The sequence below is a fragment of the Kribbella albertanoniae genome (genome assembly GCF_004348455.1).
In the GTDB taxonomy this organism is placed as follows: Bacteria; Actinomycetota; Actinomycetes; order Propionibacteriales; family Kribbellaceae; genus Kribbella; species Kribbella albertanoniae.
Genome location: NZ_SMKA01000174.1, coordinates 1 through 19,623 on the forward strand (window position 1 = coordinate 1; position 19,623 = coordinate 19,623).

19 protein-coding genes are annotated in these 19,623 nt (G+C 67.5%); 11 read left to right on the forward strand and 8 right to left on the reverse strand.

Translation table 11 applies throughout. The features are described 5' to 3' along the window. Nucleotides 1-684 precede the first annotated feature (684 nt). Genes E1261_RS29395 through E1261_RS29420 form a run of 6 tightly spaced genes read left to right on the forward strand, consistent with a single transcriptional unit; the run spans nt 685 to nt 5,903 of the window. Complete coding sequence (locus tag E1261_RS29395; RefSeq protein WP_132412214.1) at nt 685-2,073, forward strand: hypothetical protein; 1,389 nt, start codon at nt 685-687, stop codon at nt 2,071-2,073. After that, entirely contained in the window at nt 2,070-2,462 is a 393-nt protein-coding gene (locus tag E1261_RS29400; protein ID WP_132412216.1) for a FixH family protein, read from the forward strand. Before E1261_RS29395 ends, E1261_RS29400 begins: the two co-directional genes overlap by 4 nt. A gap of 10 nt (nt 2,463-2,472) precedes the next feature. Then, complete coding sequence (locus tag E1261_RS29405) at nt 2,473-3,516, forward strand: hypothetical protein (RefSeq protein WP_132412218.1); 1,044 nt, start codon at nt 2,473-2,475, stop codon at nt 3,514-3,516. Beyond that, complete coding sequence (locus E1261_RS29410) at nt 3,509-4,084, forward strand: hypothetical protein (RefSeq protein ID WP_132412220.1); 576 nt, start codon at nt 3,509-3,511, stop codon at nt 4,082-4,084. Before E1261_RS29405 ends, E1261_RS29410 begins: the two co-directional genes overlap by 8 nt. Beyond that, the gene (locus E1261_RS29415; RefSeq protein WP_132412222.1) at nt 4,033-5,244 is read left to right on the forward strand and encodes a sensor histidine kinase; all 1,212 of its coding nucleotides are present in this window, start codon (nt 4,033-4,035) and stop codon (nt 5,242-5,244) included. The genes E1261_RS29410 and E1261_RS29415 overlap by 52 nt, the downstream gene beginning before the upstream one ends. Then, complete coding sequence (locus E1261_RS29420; protein WP_132412224.1) at nt 5,241-5,903, forward strand: sigma-70 family RNA polymerase sigma factor; 663 nt, start codon at nt 5,241-5,243, stop codon at nt 5,901-5,903. The genes E1261_RS29415 and E1261_RS29420 overlap by 4 nt, the downstream gene beginning before the upstream one ends. 23 nt (nt 5,904-5,926) lie before the next feature. Here the strand turns inward: E1261_RS29420 and E1261_RS29425 are convergent, their stop codons facing one another. The 6 genes from E1261_RS29425 to mmsA all read right to left on the reverse strand — a co-directional run bounded on the left by E1261_RS29425 (nt 5,927) and on the right by mmsA (nt 12,661). Beyond that, the gene (locus tag E1261_RS29425; protein WP_202875131.1) at nt 5,927-6,427 is read right to left on the reverse strand and encodes an SgcJ/EcaC family oxidoreductase; all 501 of its coding nucleotides are present in this window, start codon (nt 6,425-6,427) and stop codon (nt 5,927-5,929) included. A gap of 100 nt (nt 6,428-6,527) precedes the next feature. Then, the gene (locus E1261_RS29430; RefSeq protein WP_132412226.1) at nt 6,528-7,841 is read right to left on the reverse strand and encodes a sensor histidine kinase; all 1,314 of its coding nucleotides are present in this window, start codon (nt 7,839-7,841) and stop codon (nt 6,528-6,530) included. Beyond that, nucleotides 7,838-8,518 carry a response regulator transcription factor gene (locus E1261_RS29435; protein ID WP_132412228.1) on the reverse strand — a complete coding sequence of 227 codons (681 nt, stop codon included), beginning with the start codon at nt 8,516-8,518 and terminating at the stop codon, nt 7,838-7,840. Before E1261_RS29435 ends, E1261_RS29430 begins: the two co-directional genes overlap by 4 nt. 120 nt (nt 8,519-8,638) lie before the next feature. Then, nucleotides 8,639-9,745 (reverse strand): substrate-binding domain-containing protein, encoded by a 1,107-nt coding sequence (locus E1261_RS29440; RefSeq protein WP_132412230.1) that lies wholly within the window; start codon nt 9,743-9,745, stop codon nt 8,639-8,641. A 73-nt stretch (nt 9,746-9,818) separates the two neighbouring features. After that, entirely contained in the window at nt 9,819-11,117 is a 1,299-nt protein-coding gene (gene mmsB, locus E1261_RS29445; protein ID WP_132412232.1) for a multiple monosaccharide ABC transporter permease, read from the reverse strand. Further along, nucleotides 11,117-12,661 carry a multiple monosaccharide ABC transporter ATP-binding protein gene (gene mmsA / locus E1261_RS29450; RefSeq protein WP_132412234.1) on the reverse strand — a complete coding sequence of 515 codons (1,545 nt, stop codon included), beginning with the start codon at nt 12,659-12,661 and terminating at the stop codon, nt 11,117-11,119. Before mmsA ends, mmsB begins: the two co-directional genes overlap by 1 nt. Before the next feature lie 145 nt (nt 12,662-12,806). Between mmsA and E1261_RS29455 the strand changes: the two genes are divergently transcribed. The 3 genes from E1261_RS29455 (at nt 12,807) to E1261_RS29465 (ending at nt 16,310) form a co-directional block, all read left to right on the forward strand. Continuing rightward, entirely contained in the window at nt 12,807-14,045 is a 1,239-nt protein-coding gene (locus E1261_RS29455) for an ROK family transcriptional regulator (RefSeq protein ID WP_132412236.1), read from the forward strand. 97 nt (nt 14,046-14,142) lie between these two features. Then, on the forward strand, nt 14,143-15,321 hold the full coding sequence (locus E1261_RS29460; protein ID WP_132412238.1) for a peptidase MATCAP family protein: 1,179 nt from the start codon (nt 14,143-14,145) through the stop codon (nt 15,319-15,321). Beyond that, the gene (locus E1261_RS29465) at nt 15,318-16,310 is read left to right on the forward strand and encodes an ATP-grasp domain-containing protein (RefSeq protein ID WP_132412240.1); all 993 of its coding nucleotides are present in this window, start codon (nt 15,318-15,320) and stop codon (nt 16,308-16,310) included. Before E1261_RS29460 ends, E1261_RS29465 begins: the two co-directional genes overlap by 4 nt. Here the strand turns inward: E1261_RS29465 and E1261_RS29470 are convergent. Continuing rightward, nucleotides 16,307-17,599, reverse strand: coding sequence for an amidohydrolase family protein (locus E1261_RS29470; protein WP_202875138.1), 1,293 nt, complete (start codon nt 17,597-17,599; stop codon nt 16,307-16,309). The two genes, E1261_RS29465 and E1261_RS29470, sit on opposite strands and share 4 nt — an antisense overlap. 176 nt (nt 17,600-17,775) lie before the next feature. On the opposite strand from E1261_RS29470, the gene E1261_RS29475 reads away from it, so the two are divergent. Both E1261_RS29475 and E1261_RS29480 read left to right on the forward strand, forming a co-directional pair. Next, nucleotides 17,776-17,961, forward strand: a complete 186-nt coding sequence (locus tag E1261_RS29475; RefSeq protein WP_132412242.1) for a hypothetical protein — start codon at nt 17,776-17,778, stop codon at nt 17,959-17,961. A 43-nt stretch (nt 17,962-18,004) separates the two neighbouring features. Further along, nucleotides 18,005-18,793, forward strand: a complete 789-nt coding sequence (locus E1261_RS29480) for an SDR family oxidoreductase (protein WP_132412244.1) — start codon at nt 18,005-18,007, stop codon at nt 18,791-18,793. Here the strand turns inward: E1261_RS29480 and E1261_RS29485 are convergent. After that, nucleotides 18,780-19,623: GlxA family transcriptional regulator (locus E1261_RS29485; RefSeq protein WP_132412246.1), on the reverse strand; the 844-nt coding region annotated here is incomplete at its 5' end. The two genes, E1261_RS29480 and E1261_RS29485, sit on opposite strands and share 14 nt — an antisense overlap.

The window sequence follows — 19,623 nt, forward strand, 5'->3', positions numbered from 1 at the left end:
TCCCTCGGACATTAGCTGACACCCGCGATCAACGTCCGAACATCCGGAGACCGGCCCTCCGATCCCTCGGACATTAGCTGACACCCGCGATCAACGTCCGAACATCCGGAGACCGGCCCTCCGATCCCTCGGACATTAGCTGACACCCGCGATCAACGTCCGAACATCCGGAGACCGGCCCTCCGATCCTTCGGACATTAGCTGGCACCCATGGCTAACGTCCGAACATCCGGAGGCCGGCCCTCCGATCCTTCGGACGTTAGCCGGGGGCTGTGGATGACGTCCGGCGAGGCGGAGACCACGCCCTGCGGGTTCCTCGGACGTTGTGGCAGCGGGGCACGGACCTTCAACCACCGCGGCGGGTCAGCTGACTGGCCTCATTGTTGTCGGCAGCAACCACAGCCCGGAAGCACAGGCGACGGAGACCATGGTCGCCGACCGCACCATCCACCTCAGCCATAGACCTGCCCAGCCACACTTCCACTGTAAATCGGCCGCAGCGGCGAGCGGCCACTGCCGTAGGTTGCCGGCCGCATCCGAGCGCACCGTCACCCTGGCGACGTACCAACCCATAAGAAGACCCGTGAGGTTCCGCAGCGCCCGAGGGAACTAGTTCTCCGGTACTAGGGAAGTCGGTCCGCTCGGCCTATGTCCGGGCGGCGGGTGGTCCGTAGCGTCACGGGTGTGCGAAAACAGCTGCGGAAATGGGTCGTCCTGATGGTCGTCCTCGTCATTGCCATGGCATCGCCGCTGCCCGCACAGGCCCACGGGGTGAGCCCGACGGCGGATCTGCAGCTGGCGCAGACGTTTGCGGGGAACGATCTCACGATCGTGCTGCGGCGGACGCCGGAGGTTCCGGGGCCGTTGCAGGTGGAGGTCTTCGCGCACACCCCGGTCCGGCCGACAACGTTGACGCTCGCCATCGCCGGCCAGCCGCACAACGCACACCTGAAGCTCGTCTCCCCCGGCGTACAGGCCGCGACCCTCCACGTCGAGCGAGCCGGCGAGCAGGTTCTCGAGCTCCGCGCCGGCGATCAACACGCGACCATCCCGTTCCGGGTCCTTGTCGATCGCCTCGCGACCTGGGAGATCATCACGTACGGCGGGTTCGCGGCCGCGGGGCTGCTGATGATCACCAGCCTCGGCAGCGCGGTGCTCCGCCGGTCGTCGATCCGGGCACTCGCCGTACCGCAGGCCGTTGGGGCGGTCCTCGCCTTGGTCGTGGCCGCGACGACAGCTGGGCTCTCGAAGGATCTGCCGCCCGCCGTACCTGACGGAGCGCCACCGACGACAGGGCTGCGAGCCGACGCCGCCGACGGTTCAGCACCCAACGGCCGTCCCTACGTGAATCTCCGGCTGAGCACCCAACCAGCGAACCCCCGGACGGGACAGGAGTTCGATCTCGTCCTGAGCCTCACCGACGGCAGCTCGGGCCGCCCCGCCGACGATCTGGTCGCCCATCACGCAGCTCTGATCCACACGGTCATCACCAGTCAGGCCGGGCGCGAGTTCAGGCACGTCCATCCGGTCCGCACGGCACCCGGCGTACTGACCGTCCGGCTGTCCGTCCGCACTCCCGGCAAGCACCTCCTGTACGCCGAATTCGAGCGCGCGGACAGTGGAGCGCAACTGGTCAGTGGGAGCTTCCAGGTGGCCGGGGCCCAGCTCCCACCGCAAGCCAAAGACGACGGGGTTGACGTACAGGTGGCGTTGTCTCCGAGGCACGTGGTTGCGGGCAGGCCGGTCACGATCCAGGCAGAGGTCAGTGCGAACGGGCGGCCCGTGCGGGATCTGCAGCCCTGGCTCGGCATGGCCGGTCACCTGGTCATCCGTGATGCCTCGGGCAACTTCTTCGGCCATGTCCACGAGCTGACCTCGATGGCCGCCCAAGCCCGGCGATCTGCCACAAAAGCGCCCCTGCAGGACGAGACCGTCGCCCGGGAAGGCCCGACGCTCCGGTTCACCTACACCTTCCCGGCACCTGGCCGCTATCTCGTGTGGGTGCAGTTCGCCCGAGCGTTCCGGATCCACACCGTGCCGCTCACGATCGACGTCGCGAAAGGACAACCATGACCCGCCTTGCCCGGCCGCTGGCGCTCCTGATCACCGCCGTGGTGATCTGCGCCGGCGCCGCCTTCCTCCTCTGGCCGGCCGACGAGGCAACAACCCTCACCGGCCGATCCGACCAGCACACCGTCCAGCTGAAGCTCAAGGAACTCACCACCGGCCCCGTCGAGTTCGAGCTAGCGGTCACGGACGGAAGTACGACGCAATTCGACGCGATCACTCTCGAACCCGGCATGCCAGGCATGGGTCACGCGACCACGCCACTGACTGCCCAGCGCGCCGCCGACGGCCACTACCGCGGCCACGGCGAGCTGTTCGCCATGCCCGGGACCTGGGAACTCACCGTCCGGCTGGGCGCCGACACGATCACCATCACCGCCTCCGTGAAGAGCTGAAGGGAACCGCATGATCAACGAACCACCACGCCGAGAACGCGTCGGCGCCTGGCTGTTGTTGCTCGGCACAACCGTCGCCGGCGTCGGTCTCGTCTGGGACATCCAATGGCACTCCGATGTCGGGCCCGACACGTTCTTCACGCTCCCCCACCTCGTCATGTACCTGGGCTCGGCGATCAGCGGCACCACCGCACTGGCCGTCGTACTCCTGACCACCCGAGCAGCAGACCGAGCAGGGGCCATCACCGTACTGCGCGTCTTCCGCGCACCACTGCCCTTCCTCCTCTGCGGTACGGCGGCCGCCGTCGGACTGCTCTACGGCCTGGCGGATCTGTGGTGGCACACGGTCTACGGCTTCGACGTGACACCGACCTCGCCTCCGCATGTGGCGATGTCGTTGATGAGCCTGTTCGACACGGTCGGCCTGACACTGGCGTTCATGATGATGCGTCGCAGTGCATCCGGCAGGTTCGGCCTGGCCGCGGCCGTCGCAGCATCCCTTGCGTCGCTGGTGTTCCTTGCCTATTCGACCCCGCCCCTCCCCGGCATCCACTCCGTCGTACTCGCCATCACTGCCGTGGCGGTGATCCTGGTCGCGGCGACCGCCGGCGCACTCCGGAGCCCCAAGGCCGTGGCGATGATCGCCGCGACGTACACCGTCGTACAGGTCGTCCTGTGGGTCTTCCCGATGCCTGCCACCAAGCTGTACGCCGAATCGCTCGGGCTGGGGTTGCGTGATTATGTGGTCGGCGTCCCGGTGATGCCGATCACCTTCCCGATGGCGACGCCGTTGGCAGCACTGGCCTTTGCCGTGGGCATGCATTTCGCTGTACGGCGCAACTGGGCCCCCAAGACCGTCGTCCCCATGCTCGGTGCGGTCGCGGGCACCTTGGTTGCCCTCGGCTACTTCATCGTCCCGGTCTTCGAACCCGATCCGCTCACCCTCGTCGCCGGTCCGCTCGTCGGCGCGCTGGCCGCACGGATCGGCTGGCAGCTGGGAAGCCTCGGCCGGGCCGCGGCGACCCAGGAAAGTAAGGAACTGAGCCATGTCTAAGCGCATCCTGTTAGCCCTTGCCGCATTCCTCGCCGCAACATCCGGAGTCACACCAGCCTATGCTCGAGGCACAGAGGCCGAACCACTCGACATCGTGCACACCGAACTCACCACAGTCGGCCCCTACCAAGTCCGCACCTCGTTCAGCCGATGGCCCCTGCGTTCCGAACGCTCACTCGACTTCCTGTTCGAAACCCAGCAGGGCATCACCGGACTCAAAGCCAGCCTGAAGCCCGTCGCGCCGGACGGCGAAGTGTTACGGCCGCAGCAGCAGTCCACGGATGACGGCACCGAGCTCGCCCGGCATCCGAGAGCACTCGACCAGTGGGGCTTCGACATTGTCGCCCTCAACCAGCCCGGTATCTGGCGCTTCGAGTTCACCCTCGCCGGACCGGACGGTCCCGGTACCGGCGTACTCGAAGTCCCGGTCGGCAGCCGTCCGGGACCGCCTGGGGCACTAGCCTGGGCAGTAGGCCTGCTGCCGTTGGCGGCCGTCGTACCGCTGGGAGGGTATCTGTGGTGGAGGACCAGGCCGGGGCGTCGACGCGACACGTGGCAGTGGGCCTGACCGCCCACAGGCGCCGGCTCCGGCCGGTGCCGCTGTCGGTTGCCCAAGTCAACCACCTGGTCACGGCCACCTTCCCGCTCCTGGCCGCGGTGGTCAACTTCCAGCGCTTCGACTCCGCGGGTGTGGTCGCGCTGGTCGGCGGACTGGCCCAGGCTATCGCGCTGACCTGGGCCCGCCGCTTCCCCGCCGCGATGATGCTCGTGATCATCGCGCTGGAGGCCGGCATCTTCTTCGCGGGCGGCAACGTGCTGACCTTCGGCGTCATCATCGCCGCGTACTACGCGGCCTCCTGGGCCGACCGGCGCGGGCGAATCGTCGCATTGTCGGCCGGCCTCGGCTACTGCGCGGTCGCGGTGGCTCTGTCGATCGGCAACACCAGGATGCTGCCGATGGCCGGCGCGATGGTGATGTGCTTCATCGGCTTCTGGATCAGCGGCCGGTTCGAGGCTTCGCAACGCTCACGCATCTCCGAACTGCGCGAGACCTCCAGCCGGCTGGCCGAGGAGCGGGCCGTCGCTGAGCAACGAGCCGCGGATCGAGAGCGGGCGCTACTCGCCAGGGAGTTGCACGACATCCTCAACCACTCCGTCACCCGGATGGTGCTCGATGCCGAGGCCGGCGCGGAGACCGGTGACGAGGCCGCCGCGAGGCAGACCCTGTACCGCGTCGCCGACACCGGCCGGGATTCGCTCGCCGAGCTGCGCCGACTCCTCGGCGTACTGCGCACCGAGACCCCCGACGAACTGCGTCCGCCACCCGACCTGAACCAGCTCGACGAACTCGTCGACCGGATTCCGTCGAGCGGACCGCAGGTCACCGTCGACCGCCAAGGCGAGGTGCGGCAGGCAGACACGAGTATCGAACTCGCCGCCTACCGAGTCGTCCAGGAATCCCTGACCAACGTGGCGAAGCACGCCGGCGCCGTACCGACGAACGTCCGCCTGACCTACCTGACAGGAGCCCTGGAGATCGAGGTCGTGAACGAACTACCCCGCGACCGCCGTCAGACGCGGACCGCGCGCGGTACCGGCCTGGTGGGGTTGCGCGAGCGCGTCGAGCTGCTCGGCGGGACGCTGCACGCGGGCCCCACGAAGACCGGCTTCGCCGTCTACGCCACGCTGCCCCTCCGCCAGCCGGTCCGCTCGGGCGGTGGCTCGTGACCGCCGCCGTACGGGTCGTGGTCTGCGACGACGAGGAGCTCCTGCGCGAAGCCCTCAGCCGTCTGGTCGATGTGGCGCCCGACCTCGAGGTCGTTGCCGTCGCGGGCAACGGCCGGGAAGCGATCGAGGCCGCTCAGCTCCACTCCCCCGACGTCGTCCTCATGGACATCCGGATGCCGGTCCTCGACGGCATCGAGGCCACCCGCCGGATCGTGGCAGCCAGCCCCCGCACGCGCGTCCTCATCCTCACCACCTACGACCTCGACAGCTACGTGTACGCCGCTCTCCAGGCAGGCGCGAGTGGATTCCTCCTCAAGGACGCCCCGAGCGAGCGTCTCCGCGACGGCATCCGCGTCGTTGCCGCAGGCAACTCAGTACTGGCCCCGGAAACAACCACCCGCCTGATCGAAGCCCTCCGCCCCGACCTCCCCAGCGCCGAAGACCAAGCCCTCCTGCAAGCGCTGCAACACCTGACCGACCGGGAACGCGAAGTCTTCGACCTCGTCGCCCTCGGCCTGTCCAACCAGGAGATCGCCGAACGCCTCGTCATCAGCCGAAGCACCGTCAAGGTCCACGTCTCCAGCGTGCTGGCCAAACTCTGCCTCCCGGACCGGATCCAGGCCGTCCTGGCCCGCTCCCGCCTGCGCCCCCACCTCTGAAGGCAGGGGCCGAGGGCAACGGGTCAGGGCTTGTCCGGAGTGACGGACGAGTGGTGTTCGGTGATCAGCCACTTGCCGTCGATCTTTTCGTAGATGTAGGTGAATCGGGCGTCGACCTTGGTCTGGTCGCCGTCCTTGTCAGTCAGGGTGAAGGTGTAGTTGCCGCTGTGGCTGGCCGAGTCCTCGTCGATGACGCGGACGTGGGACTCGGTGATCGTCCCGGTCGGCTTCTTGGGCAGGAAGTCCTCGACGAAGTATTCCTTGATCTGTTCGCGGTCGGTGCGGACGACGGGGCTCAGCGTCGGCAGCAGTACGCCGTTGTCGGCGTACAGGTCGGCCACGCCCTGAGCGTCGCCCTTCAGCGCGGTGTTCCACTGGTCGAACAGGGCGGTAATCTCCTGCGTCGTCGGCCTGGCCGCCGTGGCGGCGTCGGCGCTGCTGCAGGCGGTCAGTGCGGTCAGTGCGGTCGTCGCGAGAAGAGCGACTGCTACGAGCTGGACGCGGCGGGCGGTGGGGTTCCTCACTGAGTTTCTCCTTGGCTGGTGGCGTTCTCGATGCCTCCAGACTTCCGTTGCGCCATGCAACGATCAGCCAAGAAAGGGTGTGGATTACAGCAGGATCGCGTCAGCGTTTGGCAGGCGGTTGCCAGGCGCCCAGACTGATCCGTACGTCGAGTCCGCCGCCCTCCGCGGGCCGCAGCTCAACGGTCCCGGCGTCATGTTCGACCAGCTGGCGGACGATCGCGAGCCCGAGGCCGGTCCCAGTGCCGGGCGGACCAGCTCGCCAGAATCGATCGAAGGCGCGACCGCGCTGCTCGTCGGTCATCCCAGCCCCCTGATCGCGGATCACGAGGTCAACGACCGAGCCATGGCGGCGGGCCCGCAGTACGACGCTGCTGCCGGCGGGCGCAGCGGTGAGAGCGTTGCTGAGAATGTTGTCGAGGACCTGCTCCATCGCGCCCGGAGTCGCGGTGATCTTGCAAGGCCGTTCGACGTCGACGTGCAGGGTGACCCCGGCATCGTCCATCGCAGCGGACCAGGTCGAGCTGCGGGCATCGACCACCTCCGCAAGGTCGACGCACTGCGCCGCGGTCGTGGTGGACTCGGCGCGGGCCAGGGTGAGCAGCCCCTCGACCATCCGGCTCATCCGGTGGATCTCGGCGTCGACGGTAGCGATCCGTTCACTCAGCTGCGGGTCGTCACTGGTGTCGCGGATGTTGTCGAGAGTCAGTCGCATGGCAGCGAGCGGCGTACGAAGCTGGTGGGAGGCATCGGCAACGAACGCCCGTTGCGAACCCAACAGCGCATCCGTTTGCCGAGCACTGTTGTTGAGCGTCCGCGCCAGCGTCGCGATCTCGGGCGCCCCCTTGGTCTCGGCGCGGGCCGAATAGTCGCCCTCGCCGATGCGGCGAGCCACGGCATCGAGACGCTTGAGCGGCCGGGCAATCGTGCTGGCAATCAGTACGGCGATCGCGCTCGCCGCCAGCAATACCCCACCACCGGTGAGCAGCCGGAACCGCCAGATCTGCGCAATCTGCGCGTTGACCTCCCTCGCCGGCGAGACGATCTGTACGGCGGCGACGGTGCGGCTGCCCGATTTGACCGGCAGCACGACGCTCACCGCATCGGCACTCCAGCGCGGACCCGGATCTCCCCCGGCCAACGCCTGATTGACCTGTACGTCGTTCCCCCTGGCCGAGATCAACCGAACCTGTGAACCGGTCGCACTCTCGAAGTCCCGAGTCCGGTCGACGATCGCCTGCCTGGCGGCCGGATCCGTCCGGACGACCAGCGGAGCGAACAACCTCGCCTCTCGCTCAGCCGTCTGCTCCAGCGTCGACCGCAAGATCGACGCCGAACTCGCCGCGACCGGAATGGTGAACAGCGCCAAGGCGATGGCCACCAAGACCACATAGCTCGCGACCAGCCGAAGCTTCATCCGCCGTCCTGCTCAAGCCGGAAGCCGACACCACGAACCGTCTGTACGTCGATCGCCCCGGCGAGCTTCTTGCGCAGCGAACCGACGTGCACGTCCAGCGTGCGAGTGGATCCGAACCAGTTGCTGTCCCAGACCTCCTCGATCAATTGCTCCCTGGTATGAACGGCTCCCGGCCGTGACGCCAGCAACGCGAGCAGATCGAACTCCCTCGGTGTCAATGAGACCTCCGCACCGGCCACGAACACCCGCCGGGCCGCTCGATCAAGCGTCATCGCGCCGAGCTGCTGAGTGTCCACCGGCGTCGCCGTGACAGCCTGATCCCGCACCGCCGTACGCCGCGTGACCGCGCGGATCCGCGCCACCAGCTCGCGCAACCCGAACGGCTTCGACACGTAGTCGTCCGCCCCGATCTCGAGCCCCACAACCCGCTCGATCTCGTCCGAGCGGGCAGTGATGATGATCAACGGTACGTCGCTGACCGCCCGGATCCGGCGGCAGATATCGATGCCGTCGGCATCAGGTAGTCCCAGATCGAGCAGCACCACCCCGGCCGCCGGGTGCGAGGCCAGCGCCTCCGCACCGGTGGTCACGTGCCGGACCTCGAAACCGTACCGAGGCAGCCCGTCGGACAAGGCGCCCGCGATCGCGGGATCATCTTCAACCAGGAGAACCAGCACAGACCCCAAGGTGGCACACCGCACGTCATGGTCCGGTCAGCGAATCGTCAAGATTCGACACAGATCCCGGCCGAGACGGAAAGGCGCCCGCCTGAAGAGCCAGGCGGGCGCCGTACAGAGTTACTTCGTGAGCGGGGCGAGCTTCGGGTCGTTCGCGTACGCCTCGGCTGCGTTGGCCTTCGTCACGATGACCGGCGGGAGCAGGAAGGACGGGACGACCTTGACACCGTTGTTGTAGGTCTTGGTGTCGTTGACCTGCGGAGTGCCGCCGGTCTGCAGGGCCTTGATCATGGTGATGGTCTCGGCGACCAGCTTGCGGGTGTCCTTGTTGATGGTCGAGTACTGCTGGCCGGCCATGATCGACTTGACCGACTCGACCTCGGAGTCCTGACCGGTGACGACCGGGGTCGGCTTGCCGGCGCCCTTGACCGAGGTCAGGATCGCCCGGGCGAGGGTGTCGTTCGGCGAGAGGACGCCGTCCAGGGTCTTATTGCTGGTGTACGTCGAGGTCAGCAGCGAGTCCATCCGCTGCTGAGCGCCTTCGGCCTTCCAGCCCTGGATGGCGGTCTGCTTGATGTCCTTCTGACCGGAGCCGACGACGACCTCACCCTTGTCGATCAGCGGCTTCAGGACGTCCATCGCACCGTTGAAGAAGACCGCGGAGTTGTTGTCGTCGGGCGAGCCCGAGAACAGCTCGATGGTCCACGGGCCGGTCGCCTTCTTGGCCTTCATGCCGTCCAGCAGGGCCTGGCCCTGCAGCTGGCCGACCTTGAAGTTGTCGAACGCGATGTAGTAGTCCAGGTCACCGGTGTTGGTGATGAGCCGGTCGTAGGCGATGACGACCGCGCCGGACTCCTTGGCCTGCTTCACCTGGGTGGACAGCTGCGCGGCATCGGTCGCGCCGATCACGATCACCTTCGCGCCCTTGGTGACCATGGACGAGATCTGGCCCTGCTGGTCGGCGACAGTCGTCGAAGCACCGGCGTACTGGACGTCGGACTTGAAGCCCGCTTCCTTGAGGCCGTTGGTGAACAGGTCACCGGCCAGCACCCAGTTCTCCGACGTCTTCGATGGCAGGGCGACCCCGATCAGGGAGTCCGCCGCGAAGCCCTTCGGCGCATCGCCGGAGGTGCCTTCGCCCTCGCGGGTGTTGCCGCAGGCCGCGGCGCCGAGAGCGAGTACGGCGACGGAACCGACCGCGACCGCCTTGGTGAGGAACTTGTACATCGTGGATACCTTTCGTGGGCTCCCGCCGTACCAGGTCGGCGGGAGTGTCCGCTTTCGCGGGCGTGTGGATACCTCAGCTGGCGGCCGGGGTCTTGTCGTTCGGCCGGGACACATCGGCCGGGACCGGCGCTGCGGGCGGTCCCTCCCGCCGGAACGGACGTGTGATCGAATCGATGACGGAGAACCGTCCTTGGCTCTTGTTGTAGACGTCGAGTGCGACGGCGAACAGCAGCACCAGGCCCTTGATCATCTGGACCAGGTCGACGCCGACGCCCATCAGCTGCAGGCCGTTGTTGAGCAGGGCCATCACCAGACCGCCGACGATCGAGCCGCTGACGGTCCCCAGCCCGCCGGAGACCGCGGCGCCGCCGATGAACACGGCCGCGATCGCGTCGAGCTCCCAGCTCAGACCGTCCTGCGGGCCGGAGGCCGCCGACCGCGCGACGAAGATCATGCCGGCCAGGGCTGCGAGGATCCCCATGTTGGTCATCACGAAGAAGTTGACCCGCTGCAGCTTCACGCCGGACAGCTCGGCAGCGCGTGCGTTGCCGCCGACCGCGTAGATCCGCCGTCCGGACACGGTGTTGCGCGTGTAGAACGAGTAGATGAGCACAAGGCCGATCAGGATGATGCCCGACACCGGCAAGCTGGTGCCGACCCGCCCGCCGGCGAACCGCAGGGTGGCGAAGATGATGACGCCCACCATCACGGCGAGCCGCACACCCGAGATCCACAGCGGAGCGGGCTCCGCGCCCATCTCCTGCCGGGTACGCCGGGCCTGCCACTCGCGCCACGCCACTGCGAGACAACCGATCAGGCCGAGGAGCAGAGTCAGGTTGTTGTAGCCCGTGGCCGGCCCGACCTCGGGCAGGTAGCCCGCGCCGATCGTGCGGAACCCCTCCGGGACCGGGACGGTGTCCGCGTTGCCGATGAATTGATTGCCACCGCGGAACAACAGCATGCCGGCCAACGTCACGATGAACGCCGGTACGCCGATGTAGGCGACCCAGAAGCCTTGCCAGGCACCGATGAGCGCGCCGACCACCAGGCCCAGCACGATCCCCAGCGGCCACGGTACGTCGAAGTTCTGGATTGCCTTCGCGACCACGATCCCGGTGAACGCGGCCACCGACCCGACTGACAGGTCGATGTGTCCGGCAACGATCACCATCAGCATGCCGATCGCGAGGATCAGGATGTAGGAGTACTGGCTGACCACCGCGATCAGGTTGCCCGAGGTCAGCGTGAGACCGTCGGTCAGCACCTGGAACAGCAGGACGATCGCCACCAGGGTGAAGATCATGCCGAACTGGCGGCCGACAGAGGTGGTCCCTCCGAAGAGGTTCTTCTTGAGGTCTTGGAGTCCGCTCATCACACCGGCATCTTCTTCGTAGTGGTCATCTGCTTCATCAGGCGTTCGGGATCGGCGTCCGCGCGGGCGACCTCACCGGTGATGGTTCCTTCGAACACGGTGTAGATGCGGTCGCACAGGCCGATCAGCTCGGGCAGTTCCGAGGAGATCACCACGACACCCTTCCCCTGCTCGGCGAGCCGGTGGATGATCCCGTAGATCTCGAACTTGGCCCCGACGTCGATCCCGCGGGTCGGCTCGTCGAGGATCAGCAGGTCCGGATCGGTGAACATCCACTTGGCCAGCACGACCTTCTGCTGGTTCCCGCCGGAGAGCTTCGAGATGCCCTCGTCGACCGACGGTGTCTTGATCCGCAGCTCCTGCCGGTACTCCTCGGCGACCCGGTGCTCGGCCACCTCGTCGATGACGCCGTGGCGCGCGATCTTGGCCGGTTTGGCCGCCACGATCGAGGTCTTGATGTCATCGAGCAGGTTGAGACCGATCGCCTTGCGGTCCTCGCTCACGTAGGCCAGGCCGTTCTCGATGGCCTCGGACACCGTCCGCAGCTGGATCTGCCGGCCGTCCTTGAAGACCTGGCCGCTCAGCCAGGTGCCGTAGGACCGGCCGAACAGGCTCATCGCGAGCTCGGTCCGCCCGGCGCCCATCAGGCCGGCGAATCCGACCACCTCACCCCGCCGTACCGAGAAGTTGGCCTGCTTGCACACCAGCCGGTCATGGGCGATCGGGTGCCGGACGGTCCAGTCGCGGACCTCGAAGAAGACCTCGCCGACGTTCGGGGTGTAGTCGGGGAACCGGCTGCTCATGTCGCGGCCCACCATGCCGCGCACGATCCGGTCCTCGTTCACCCCGTCGGCCTTGACGTCGAGGGTCTCGATCGTCTTCCCGTCGCGCAGGATGGTGATCGAGTCGGCGATCGCCTCGATCTCGTTCAGCTTGTGCGAAATGATGATCGAGGTGATGCCCTGGGTCTTGAACTCGCGCAGCAGGTCCAGCAACTGCTGCGAGTCGGACTCGTTCAGCGCGGCGGTCGGCTCGTCCAGGATCAGCAGCTTGACGTCCTTCGCGAACGCCTTGGCGATCTCGATCAGCTGCTGCTTGCCAACGCCGATGTCCTTGATGAGCGTGTCAGGGTCTTCCTTGAGGCCGACCAGCTTCATCAGCTCCAGCGCGCGGCGCTGAGCGGTCTTCCAGTCGATCGCGACGCCCTTGCGTGGCTCGTTGCCGAGGAAGATGTTCTCGGTGATCGACATCCCGGGAATCAGCGCCAGCTCCTGGTGGATGATCACGATCCCGGAGTTCTCGCTGGCCCGGATGTCGCCGAACCGGGCCTCCTCGCCCCGGTACCGGATCTCGCCGCTGTAGTCGCCGTACGGGTAGACGCCGCTGAGCACCTTCATCAGCGTCGACTTCCCGGCGCCGTTCTCCCCGCAGATGGCGTGGATCTCGCCCTCGCGGACCACCAGGTTCACGTCGGCCAGCGCCTTCACACCGGGGAACGTCTTGGTGATCGAGCGCATCTCGAGCAGCACCGGAGCGGCGCTCATCGGGCAGGGCTTTGCATCGGCATCACTGTCTCCGGGACTCCTGGGTGTCGCGACCTCATCCTGGCGAGGACAGTAAATCCAATTGATTTACTTCGTCAACACTCTGCGGGAGACTGGCGTCGATCAGTGATCTGGAGGGCAACGGGTGCGACAAGCAGGTACGAACCTCCCCAAGGTCGGGCGGTACAACCAGGCGGTGGTGCTGGAGCAGATCCAGCGGGCCGACGGCATCAGCCGGCAGGAGATCGCCCAGCACACCGGCCTCACTCCCCAGGCCGTCTCGGGGATCGTCCGCCGGCTGCTCGACGAGGGCATCGTGCGCGAGGACGGCGCCAGCCGGGTGAACAGCTCCGGCAAGCCGCGCACGATCCTGCGCATCAATGCCGACGCGGGATGCGCGATCGGACTGCATTTCGATCCCGCGGAGCTCGCCTGCGTCGCCGTGGATCTGCGCGGCCGGCCACTCGTCACCAAGCGGCTGCCGACACCGGCAGGCGCCGATCCGGACGAGGTCATCGCGTCGATGGCGAGCCTGGTCCAGGAGGTTCTCGGGCTGGCCGCAGTCCGTCCCGACCGTGTCCTCGGGCTCGGCCTGGCCAGCCCAGGACCGATCGACCAGGAACACGGGACGGTGGTCTCGCCACCGCAGTTGGCGCACTGGAACCGGGTCCCGATCAAGCAGCTGCTGAGCGACGCCACCGGCATGACCGTGACCCTGGACAACGATGCTTCCGCCGCCGCCATCGGCGAGCGCTGGGCCGGAGCCGGTCGCAGCGTCGCCAATTTCGCCTACTTCTTCTTCGGTACGGGCATCGGTGGCGGCCTGATCCTGAACCAGCAGGTTTACCGAGGTGGATCGTTCAACGCGGCCGAGTTCGGCCACACTTCCGTCGTACCGGATGGGCTGGAGTGCTACTGCGGCAACCGCGGCTGCCTGGAGACCGTGGCCCGCCCGGCCGCGATCGTCGCCGAGACCCACCGCAGGCTCATCGCCGGCAGCCCGAGCACGCTGGCCGAACGATTCCGCATCGCCCCCGCCACCGTCGACGTCCTGGCGATCCACGACGCGGCAGAGGCTAACGACCCGCTGGCCGCCGGCGTCCTCGCGCAAGCGGCCGACCGCGTCGCCACCACGGTCGTGAACGTCGTCAACGTGACCGACGTGGACCTGGTCGTCCTCGGCGGCCACGGCATCCGCCACATCGGCGACCGCTACGCCGAAACCGCCCGCCAAGCCGTGGCCACCCGCGCGATGTCCAGGCACATCCGAGGCGTCGACGTGGTCCTCTCCCCCCTCGGAGCCGACGCCGCCGTCGTCGGCGGCGCAGCCCTCGTCCTGCACCGCGCCTACTCCCCCCAACTCTCGGCCCTCCTCTCCGACTGACCACACAATCCAACGCAATTAAACAAAATGCTTTCTCATCGCCGCCCGCTCGAGCCGAGCCGGGTTGTCGGTGCTTGTTGGTGGGTACGGGCGGTGGATGACTGCTTCGGATCAGCGGCTGGGGGCGGCTGTTGAGATTGATGGTGAACTGACGGCGATCGAGCGGAGGCTGGATCTTTTGCTCAATCTGACGCCGGTCAACGCGGCGGAGGCGTGGGCGGACTTCGAGCGGGGGGACTTCGGGTCGGCGCCTACGTTGCGGCTGCGGCCGCTGGAGTTCGAGCCTGACCTGGTACGGCGTCAGCTGTACGACCTCGAGATCGAGAAGATCGACGATCCTGCGTTGCACACGCTCTTCCGGGCGAAGCGGGACGAGATCGCACGCGAGATCACGATCCTGGAGGACCGTGACACGTCACGGTTCGTGTATGGCTCATTGCAGCTGTACGGCGAGGTGGCGCCGCCGCTCGCGGCCGCGGCGGAGGAGTTGCTCAAGCTCATCCCGCCGCAGGCTCCCAGTAGTCGCAGTGTCACGGCCGGTGCGTTCGCCCAGGCGGCGCAGGAGGAGTTCGATCGATACCAGGCGGTCTATCCGGACTTCCCGGCCTACGTCGAGGTGCGCGAGGACGTGTCCGAGCTGATGGTCTCGTTCGGCCGGCTGCTCATCCCCGAGACCGCCGCCATCCGCGCGGACCGGGTCGAGCCCCTGCTGCACCACGAGGTCGGAACCCATGTCGTCACCTACCAGAACGGTGCCCGGCAACCGCTGACCCTGCTGAAGATCGGGCTGCCTGGGTACGACGAGACCCAGGAGGGCCTTGCCGTTCTCGCCGAGTACCTGGCCGGTGGACTGGATCCGCGGCGGCTCCGGGTGCTCGCGGCCAGAGTGGTTGCCGTGGGCAAGATGCTTGAAGGTGTGGAGTTCCTGGACATCTTCGAATCGCTCCGGGCGGATCACCGGATCCCGACCAAGACGGCCTGGTCGATCGCGATCCGGGTCGTCGTCGGTGGCGGTTCCGTGAAGGACGCGATCTACCTGCGCGGGATCACCCGCATCCTCGAAACACTTGCTGAAGGCAACAGCCTCGACCCGCTCTTCGTCGGCAAGCTCGCCCTGGACCACGTCCCGCTGATCCAGGACCTGCTCGACCGTGGCGTCCTCGTAGAGCCGTGGGTCCGGCCGCGGTGGCTGGAGGTGCCCGGCGCTCAGGAGCGCCTGGACAGACTGCGCGCGGGGGCTTCGGTCACCGACCTGTACGAAGGGGTTGCGGCATGAAACTGGCCTTCTTCGTCAACGATGTCCCGACCGAGATCGACGAATACACGACCACGCGCCTCGCCCGGGCCGCCGTACAGGGTGGTCATCAGGTTTGGTACGTCGGTGTCGGCGATGTCGATGCCGGTCCGGGCGACGGGGAGCTGACGGCCCGGGCCCGGGCCGCGGAGTTTCAGGATGACGACACACTCGCGACCTTCATGGACCGCATCAAGGAGCGCGACGCCGAGCGGCTCGTGCTGGATGATCTCGATGCCCTGTTCCTGCGCAACGAATCGATCGACGATCTGCGGGACCGGCCGTGGGCCAGCCCGCTGGGCGTGGTCTTCGGCCAACTGCTCGAGTCTCGCGGCGTCACTGTGGTGAACAATCCTTCGTGTCTCGGCCGCGCCACGAGCAAGCTCTACCTCGAGGAGTTCCCGGCCAAGATCCGGCCGCGGTCGCTGGTGACCCGCGACCCGGAAGCGATCGAACAATTCGCCGCTGAGGTCGGCCACTGCGTCGTCAAGCCGCTGTACGGATCCAAGGGCCGGAACGTGTTCATGATCGAGGACCAGGACGAGGCGAACCTCGCCCAGATGACGGAGGCCGTGCTCGAGGACGGCTATGCGATCGCGCAGGAGTTCGTCGACGGCGGCGAGGACGGCGACGCCCGGATCTTCCTGCTCGAGGGCCGGCTGCTCGAGTGCGACGGCAAGCCGGCCGCGTTCCGCCGGGTCCCGACCGGGAACGACCCGCGGGCCAACATCAGCACCGGCGGGCACCCCGTCCCGCTCGAGATCGGCGCCGCCGAACGCGGCATCATCGAGGCGATGAGCGAGAAACTCGTTGCCGACGGCATGTTCTTCGTCGGCATCGACGTGATCGGCAGCAAGGTGGTGGAGATCAACGCGGAGAGCCCGGGCGGCGTTCAGAGCATCGAGAGGCTGTACGGCGTCGACATCTGCCCAACCGTCATCGACGCGCTGGAACGCCGTACCAACCGCTAGCTCTCCTCCTCCGGCGGTGGGGTGCGATCGACCTGGTGGCCGTTCTTCCAGATGGTGTGCAGGGTGCGGAGGTTGGTGATGTCCTGAGTCGGGTCGTCGGTGGTCAGGACGAGGTCGGCGCGGCGGCCCGGCGTGATGCGGCCTCGGTCGGTCAGGCGGAAGTGGCGGGCCGGCGCGGCAGTCGCGGCGGTGAGGGCCTCGGCCGGGGTGAGGCCGGCTCGGACCAGATGCTCAAGCTCGGTGAACAGGCTGGCACCACTCACGTTCGCGCGGACCGGCGCATCGGCACCGGCGAGGACGGGGATGCCGGCCGCGTGGAAGCGACGTACGTTAGCTGACGCGATGCCGAGGAAGTCCGGTCGGCCGGGGCGGTCCGGCGGTTCCTGGGAGAGCAGGTACTGCTGGGTCGGGCTCAGCCAAGGGGTGATCCGGTCGTCGGCGAGGAGCGACTTCGCGCCGAGACCCCAGTCGACGACCGAGAGCGTCGGTACGGCGAAACTGCCGGTCTGCCGGATGGTCTCGACCTCGGCGGCGCTGGCCACCGCGTTGTACGGCACGTGCACGATCCCATCGGCGCCGGCCAGGACAGCTTCGACGTACAGCTTGAGTTTCTCCACATGCCCGACCGCGAGCCGCCCTCGGCGATGCGCTGCCCGGATCGTCGCGGTCACCTGCTCCAGACTCAGCGACGGCAGCGGCCGGTCCGGCGGATCGCCCGGTTCGTACACGAACTTGAGGTAGTCCGACCCCTCCTGCAGGCGGTCGGCGACGAAGCGGTCCAGGTCGGTCTCGGGCAGGACCCGCGGGAACTCGTACCCCGGGTTGACCGGATGCCCGCCCGGTACGGTCACGCCGTTCCCCGCGGACCAGAGGTCGGCCGCCGTCACCCGCTTCCGCGACCGCCTCCGCTGCTTCGCTACCGCGAGCTGACCGGGCTCGCCGAACATCTCCAGCTCCGTCGTTACCCCGAACCGCAGCGCATCCGCCGAACTGCCTTCGAACGTATGCACATGACTCTCGATCAGCCCGGGCAGCAACGTCCCACCCCGGCCGTCGACCACTTTCATACCGTCACCAACCAGACCACGGTCGCCGATTGCCGCGATCACCCCATCACGGATCAGCACCGACCGCCGACCGTCCAGCATCCGCCGACCGTCGAAGATCCGCACGTCCCGAATCAGCACCGCCCCACCATCCGGCCGCACGGCCGCCGCCACCCCCGGCCAAGCCGCGGACACTGCCGCCACCGGCACGATTCCCAACATCTGCCGCCTGGAATATCCCATGCCGACGACGCTAGCCAGCCGCCGTCCGCAAGCCGTCGTACTTCTGGACATACCTGACCACCGAAAGTCGCGCTTCAGCTCCGCTCCCAGTGGGCACTGGGGTGTAGTCAGCGACCGACAGCTCATCGCATCGGCCCGCTGACCGGCCGTTCCCGCGCTAGGCAAGGTGATCGCTGATGAGGTCCCGCCGCGACTGGTTGGACGTAGCAGCTGCAGTCGGCGCCTTCATTGTCTGCCTGAGCGCGGCGGTATCACTGGCGATGATCGGAACCTCACGGCTCGGTCTGTTCGCAGCATCTCTCGGTACGGCGATAGCCCTGTTCGAGATCGCAGTGGTCGTCACGAGTCACCTCCGCCGTTGACAGCGACCCGTTTGGGAGCTGTCGCGATGGATACCGGCGGCGGATGAACACACAGCAGAAGTTTGCGGTCACTGGCGGAACGGGTCACCTCGGCAGCCACCTGGTCGACCTGCTGGAGAGCTCCGGGCACCAGGTCGTCTCGATCTCGCGCTCGAACGGCGTCGACCTGGTCAGCGGCAAAGGGCTGGAGGACGCCTTGGCGGGTGTGGATACCGTCGTCGACGCTGCCACCGGGGCTTCGCCCGACAAGGACGAGGCGACCGAGTTCTTCCTCGCGTCCGCACACAACCTCCTCAAGGCCGGTCAACAAGCCGGCGTACGACGTATTCTGGGCGTCTCGATCATCGGCTGCGACCGGTTCAGCGGTGCCCCCGGTTCGGGCGGCGGGTTCGGTGGCTACTACGCGGCCAAGGTGGTCCAGGAGCAAGCCCTGCTCAACGGACCGATTCCGGCGCTGATCGTGCGCGCGGCCCAGTTCCACGAGTTCGTCGAGCAATTCCTTGCCTGGGGCACCCAAGGTGACACCGCCTCCGTCCCGGCGATGCGCACGCAGCTCGTCGCTGCCCGGACCGTCGCCGAGGTCCTCGCCGACCTGGCGGTGAACCCCGCCGACCCCGGGACGGCCTTCCCAGAAGTCGCAGGACCGCGGGTCGAAAGGCTCGTTGACGTGGCCCAACTGCTGGCAGCACGCCGCGGCGGGCCGGCCAAGGTCAACGAGGTCAGTACCCCCGACGACCCCGATCGCGACCTCCTGGCCGGCGACGGCCTACTGCCTGGGCCACACGCCAAACTCGCCGGTCCATCCTTCGAAGAATGGCTCACCGGCCTGTAGGCACTAGAAGGTCCCTGCGCGTAGCGGCCGACGCAGGCGGTCGGAAGGTGCGGCGGTAGGCGCCAGGATTCACTCCGACCGTCTGTGCGAAGAGCGTGCGGAAGTTGCTTGCGGTCGGGAAGCCGACCTTGTCCGCGATCCGCTCGACGGTGTAGTCGGTGGTCTCGAGGAGCTCCTGGGCATGCCTGATCCGGACGCCGGTCAGCCACTGGATCGGGCTCTGCCCGGTCTCCTCGGTAAACCGTCGCGCCACCGTCCGCACACTCATCCCCGCAGCCGCGCCGATGTCGCTGAGAGCCAGCCGGCGATGGGCGTTCTCCTCGATCCACTCCAGCACGCGCTCGAGATTCGCCGTGTGCTGCGTCGGCCGATTGCGAAGGATGTACTGCGCCTGCCCACCCGTACGGTGCAGCGGCGCCACCGCCAGCCGCGCCGCATCCGCCGCGACCGCGACACCGTAGTCCCTCTCGACCACATGCAGACACATGTCGATCCCCGCAGACGCCCCGGCCGACGTCAGGATCGATCCGTTGTCGGTGTAGAGAACATCCGGATCGACCTCGACCGACGGATACTCCCGCGCCAGCCGATCAGCGGCGAGCCAATGCGTCGTCACGACCTTCCCATCCAGCAGCCCGGCCTCAGCCAAGCTGAACGCACCCACACAGATCGACGCCAGCCGCGCACCCCGATCCGCCGCCGCCCGAAGCGCGGTCAGCACCTCCGGCGACGTACGAGCCGTTGAATCATTGCGCCCCGGTACGACGATCAGGTCCGCCCGCTCGAGGACGTCGAGCCCGGCCCCCGCCATGATCCGCAGCGGCCCAGCC

Excerpts from the sequence above, each read along its gene's own strand:
- E1261_RS29400 (WP_132412216.1), top strand. The coding sequence starts at position 2,070 with ATGACCCGCCTTGCCCGGCCGCTGGCGCTCCTGATCACCGCCGTGGTG.
- E1261_RS29405 (WP_132412218.1), top strand. The coding sequence starts at position 2,473 with ATGATCAACGAACCACCACGCCGAGAACGCGTCGGCGCCTGGCTGTTG.
- E1261_RS29410 (WP_132412220.1), top strand. The coding sequence starts at position 3,509 with ATGTCTAAGCGCATCCTGTTAGCCCTTGCCGCATTCCTCGCCGCAACA.
- E1261_RS29430 (WP_132412226.1), bottom strand. The coding sequence starts at position 7,841 with ATGAAGCTTCGGCTGGTCGCGAGCTATGTGGTCTTGGTGGCCATCGCC.
- E1261_RS29440 (WP_132412230.1), bottom strand. The coding sequence starts at position 9,745 with ATGTACAAGTTCCTCACCAAGGCGGTCGCGGTCGGTTCCGTCGCCGTA.
- mmsB (WP_132412232.1), bottom strand. The coding sequence starts at position 11,117 with ATGAGCGGACTCCAAGACCTCAAGAAGAACCTCTTCGGAGGGACCACC.
- mmsA (WP_132412234.1), bottom strand. The coding sequence starts at position 12,661 with ATGAGCGCCGCTCCGGTGCTGCTCGAGATGCGCTCGATCACCAAGACG.
- E1261_RS29460 (WP_132412238.1), top strand. The coding sequence starts at position 14,143 with ATGACTGCTTCGGATCAGCGGCTGGGGGCGGCTGTTGAGATTGATGGT.
- E1261_RS29465 (WP_132412240.1), top strand. The coding sequence starts at position 15,318 with ATGAAACTGGCCTTCTTCGTCAACGATGTCCCGACCGAGATCGACGAA.
- E1261_RS29470 (WP_202875138.1), bottom strand. The coding sequence starts at position 17,599 with ATGGGATATTCCAGGCGGCAGATGTTGGGAATCGTGCCGGTGGCGGCA.
- E1261_RS29475 (WP_132412242.1), top strand. The coding sequence starts at position 17,776 with ATGAGGTCCCGCCGCGACTGGTTGGACGTAGCAGCTGCAGTCGGCGCC.
- E1261_RS29480 (WP_132412244.1), top strand. The coding sequence starts at position 18,005 with ATGAACACACAGCAGAAGTTTGCGGTCACTGGCGGAACGGGTCACCTC.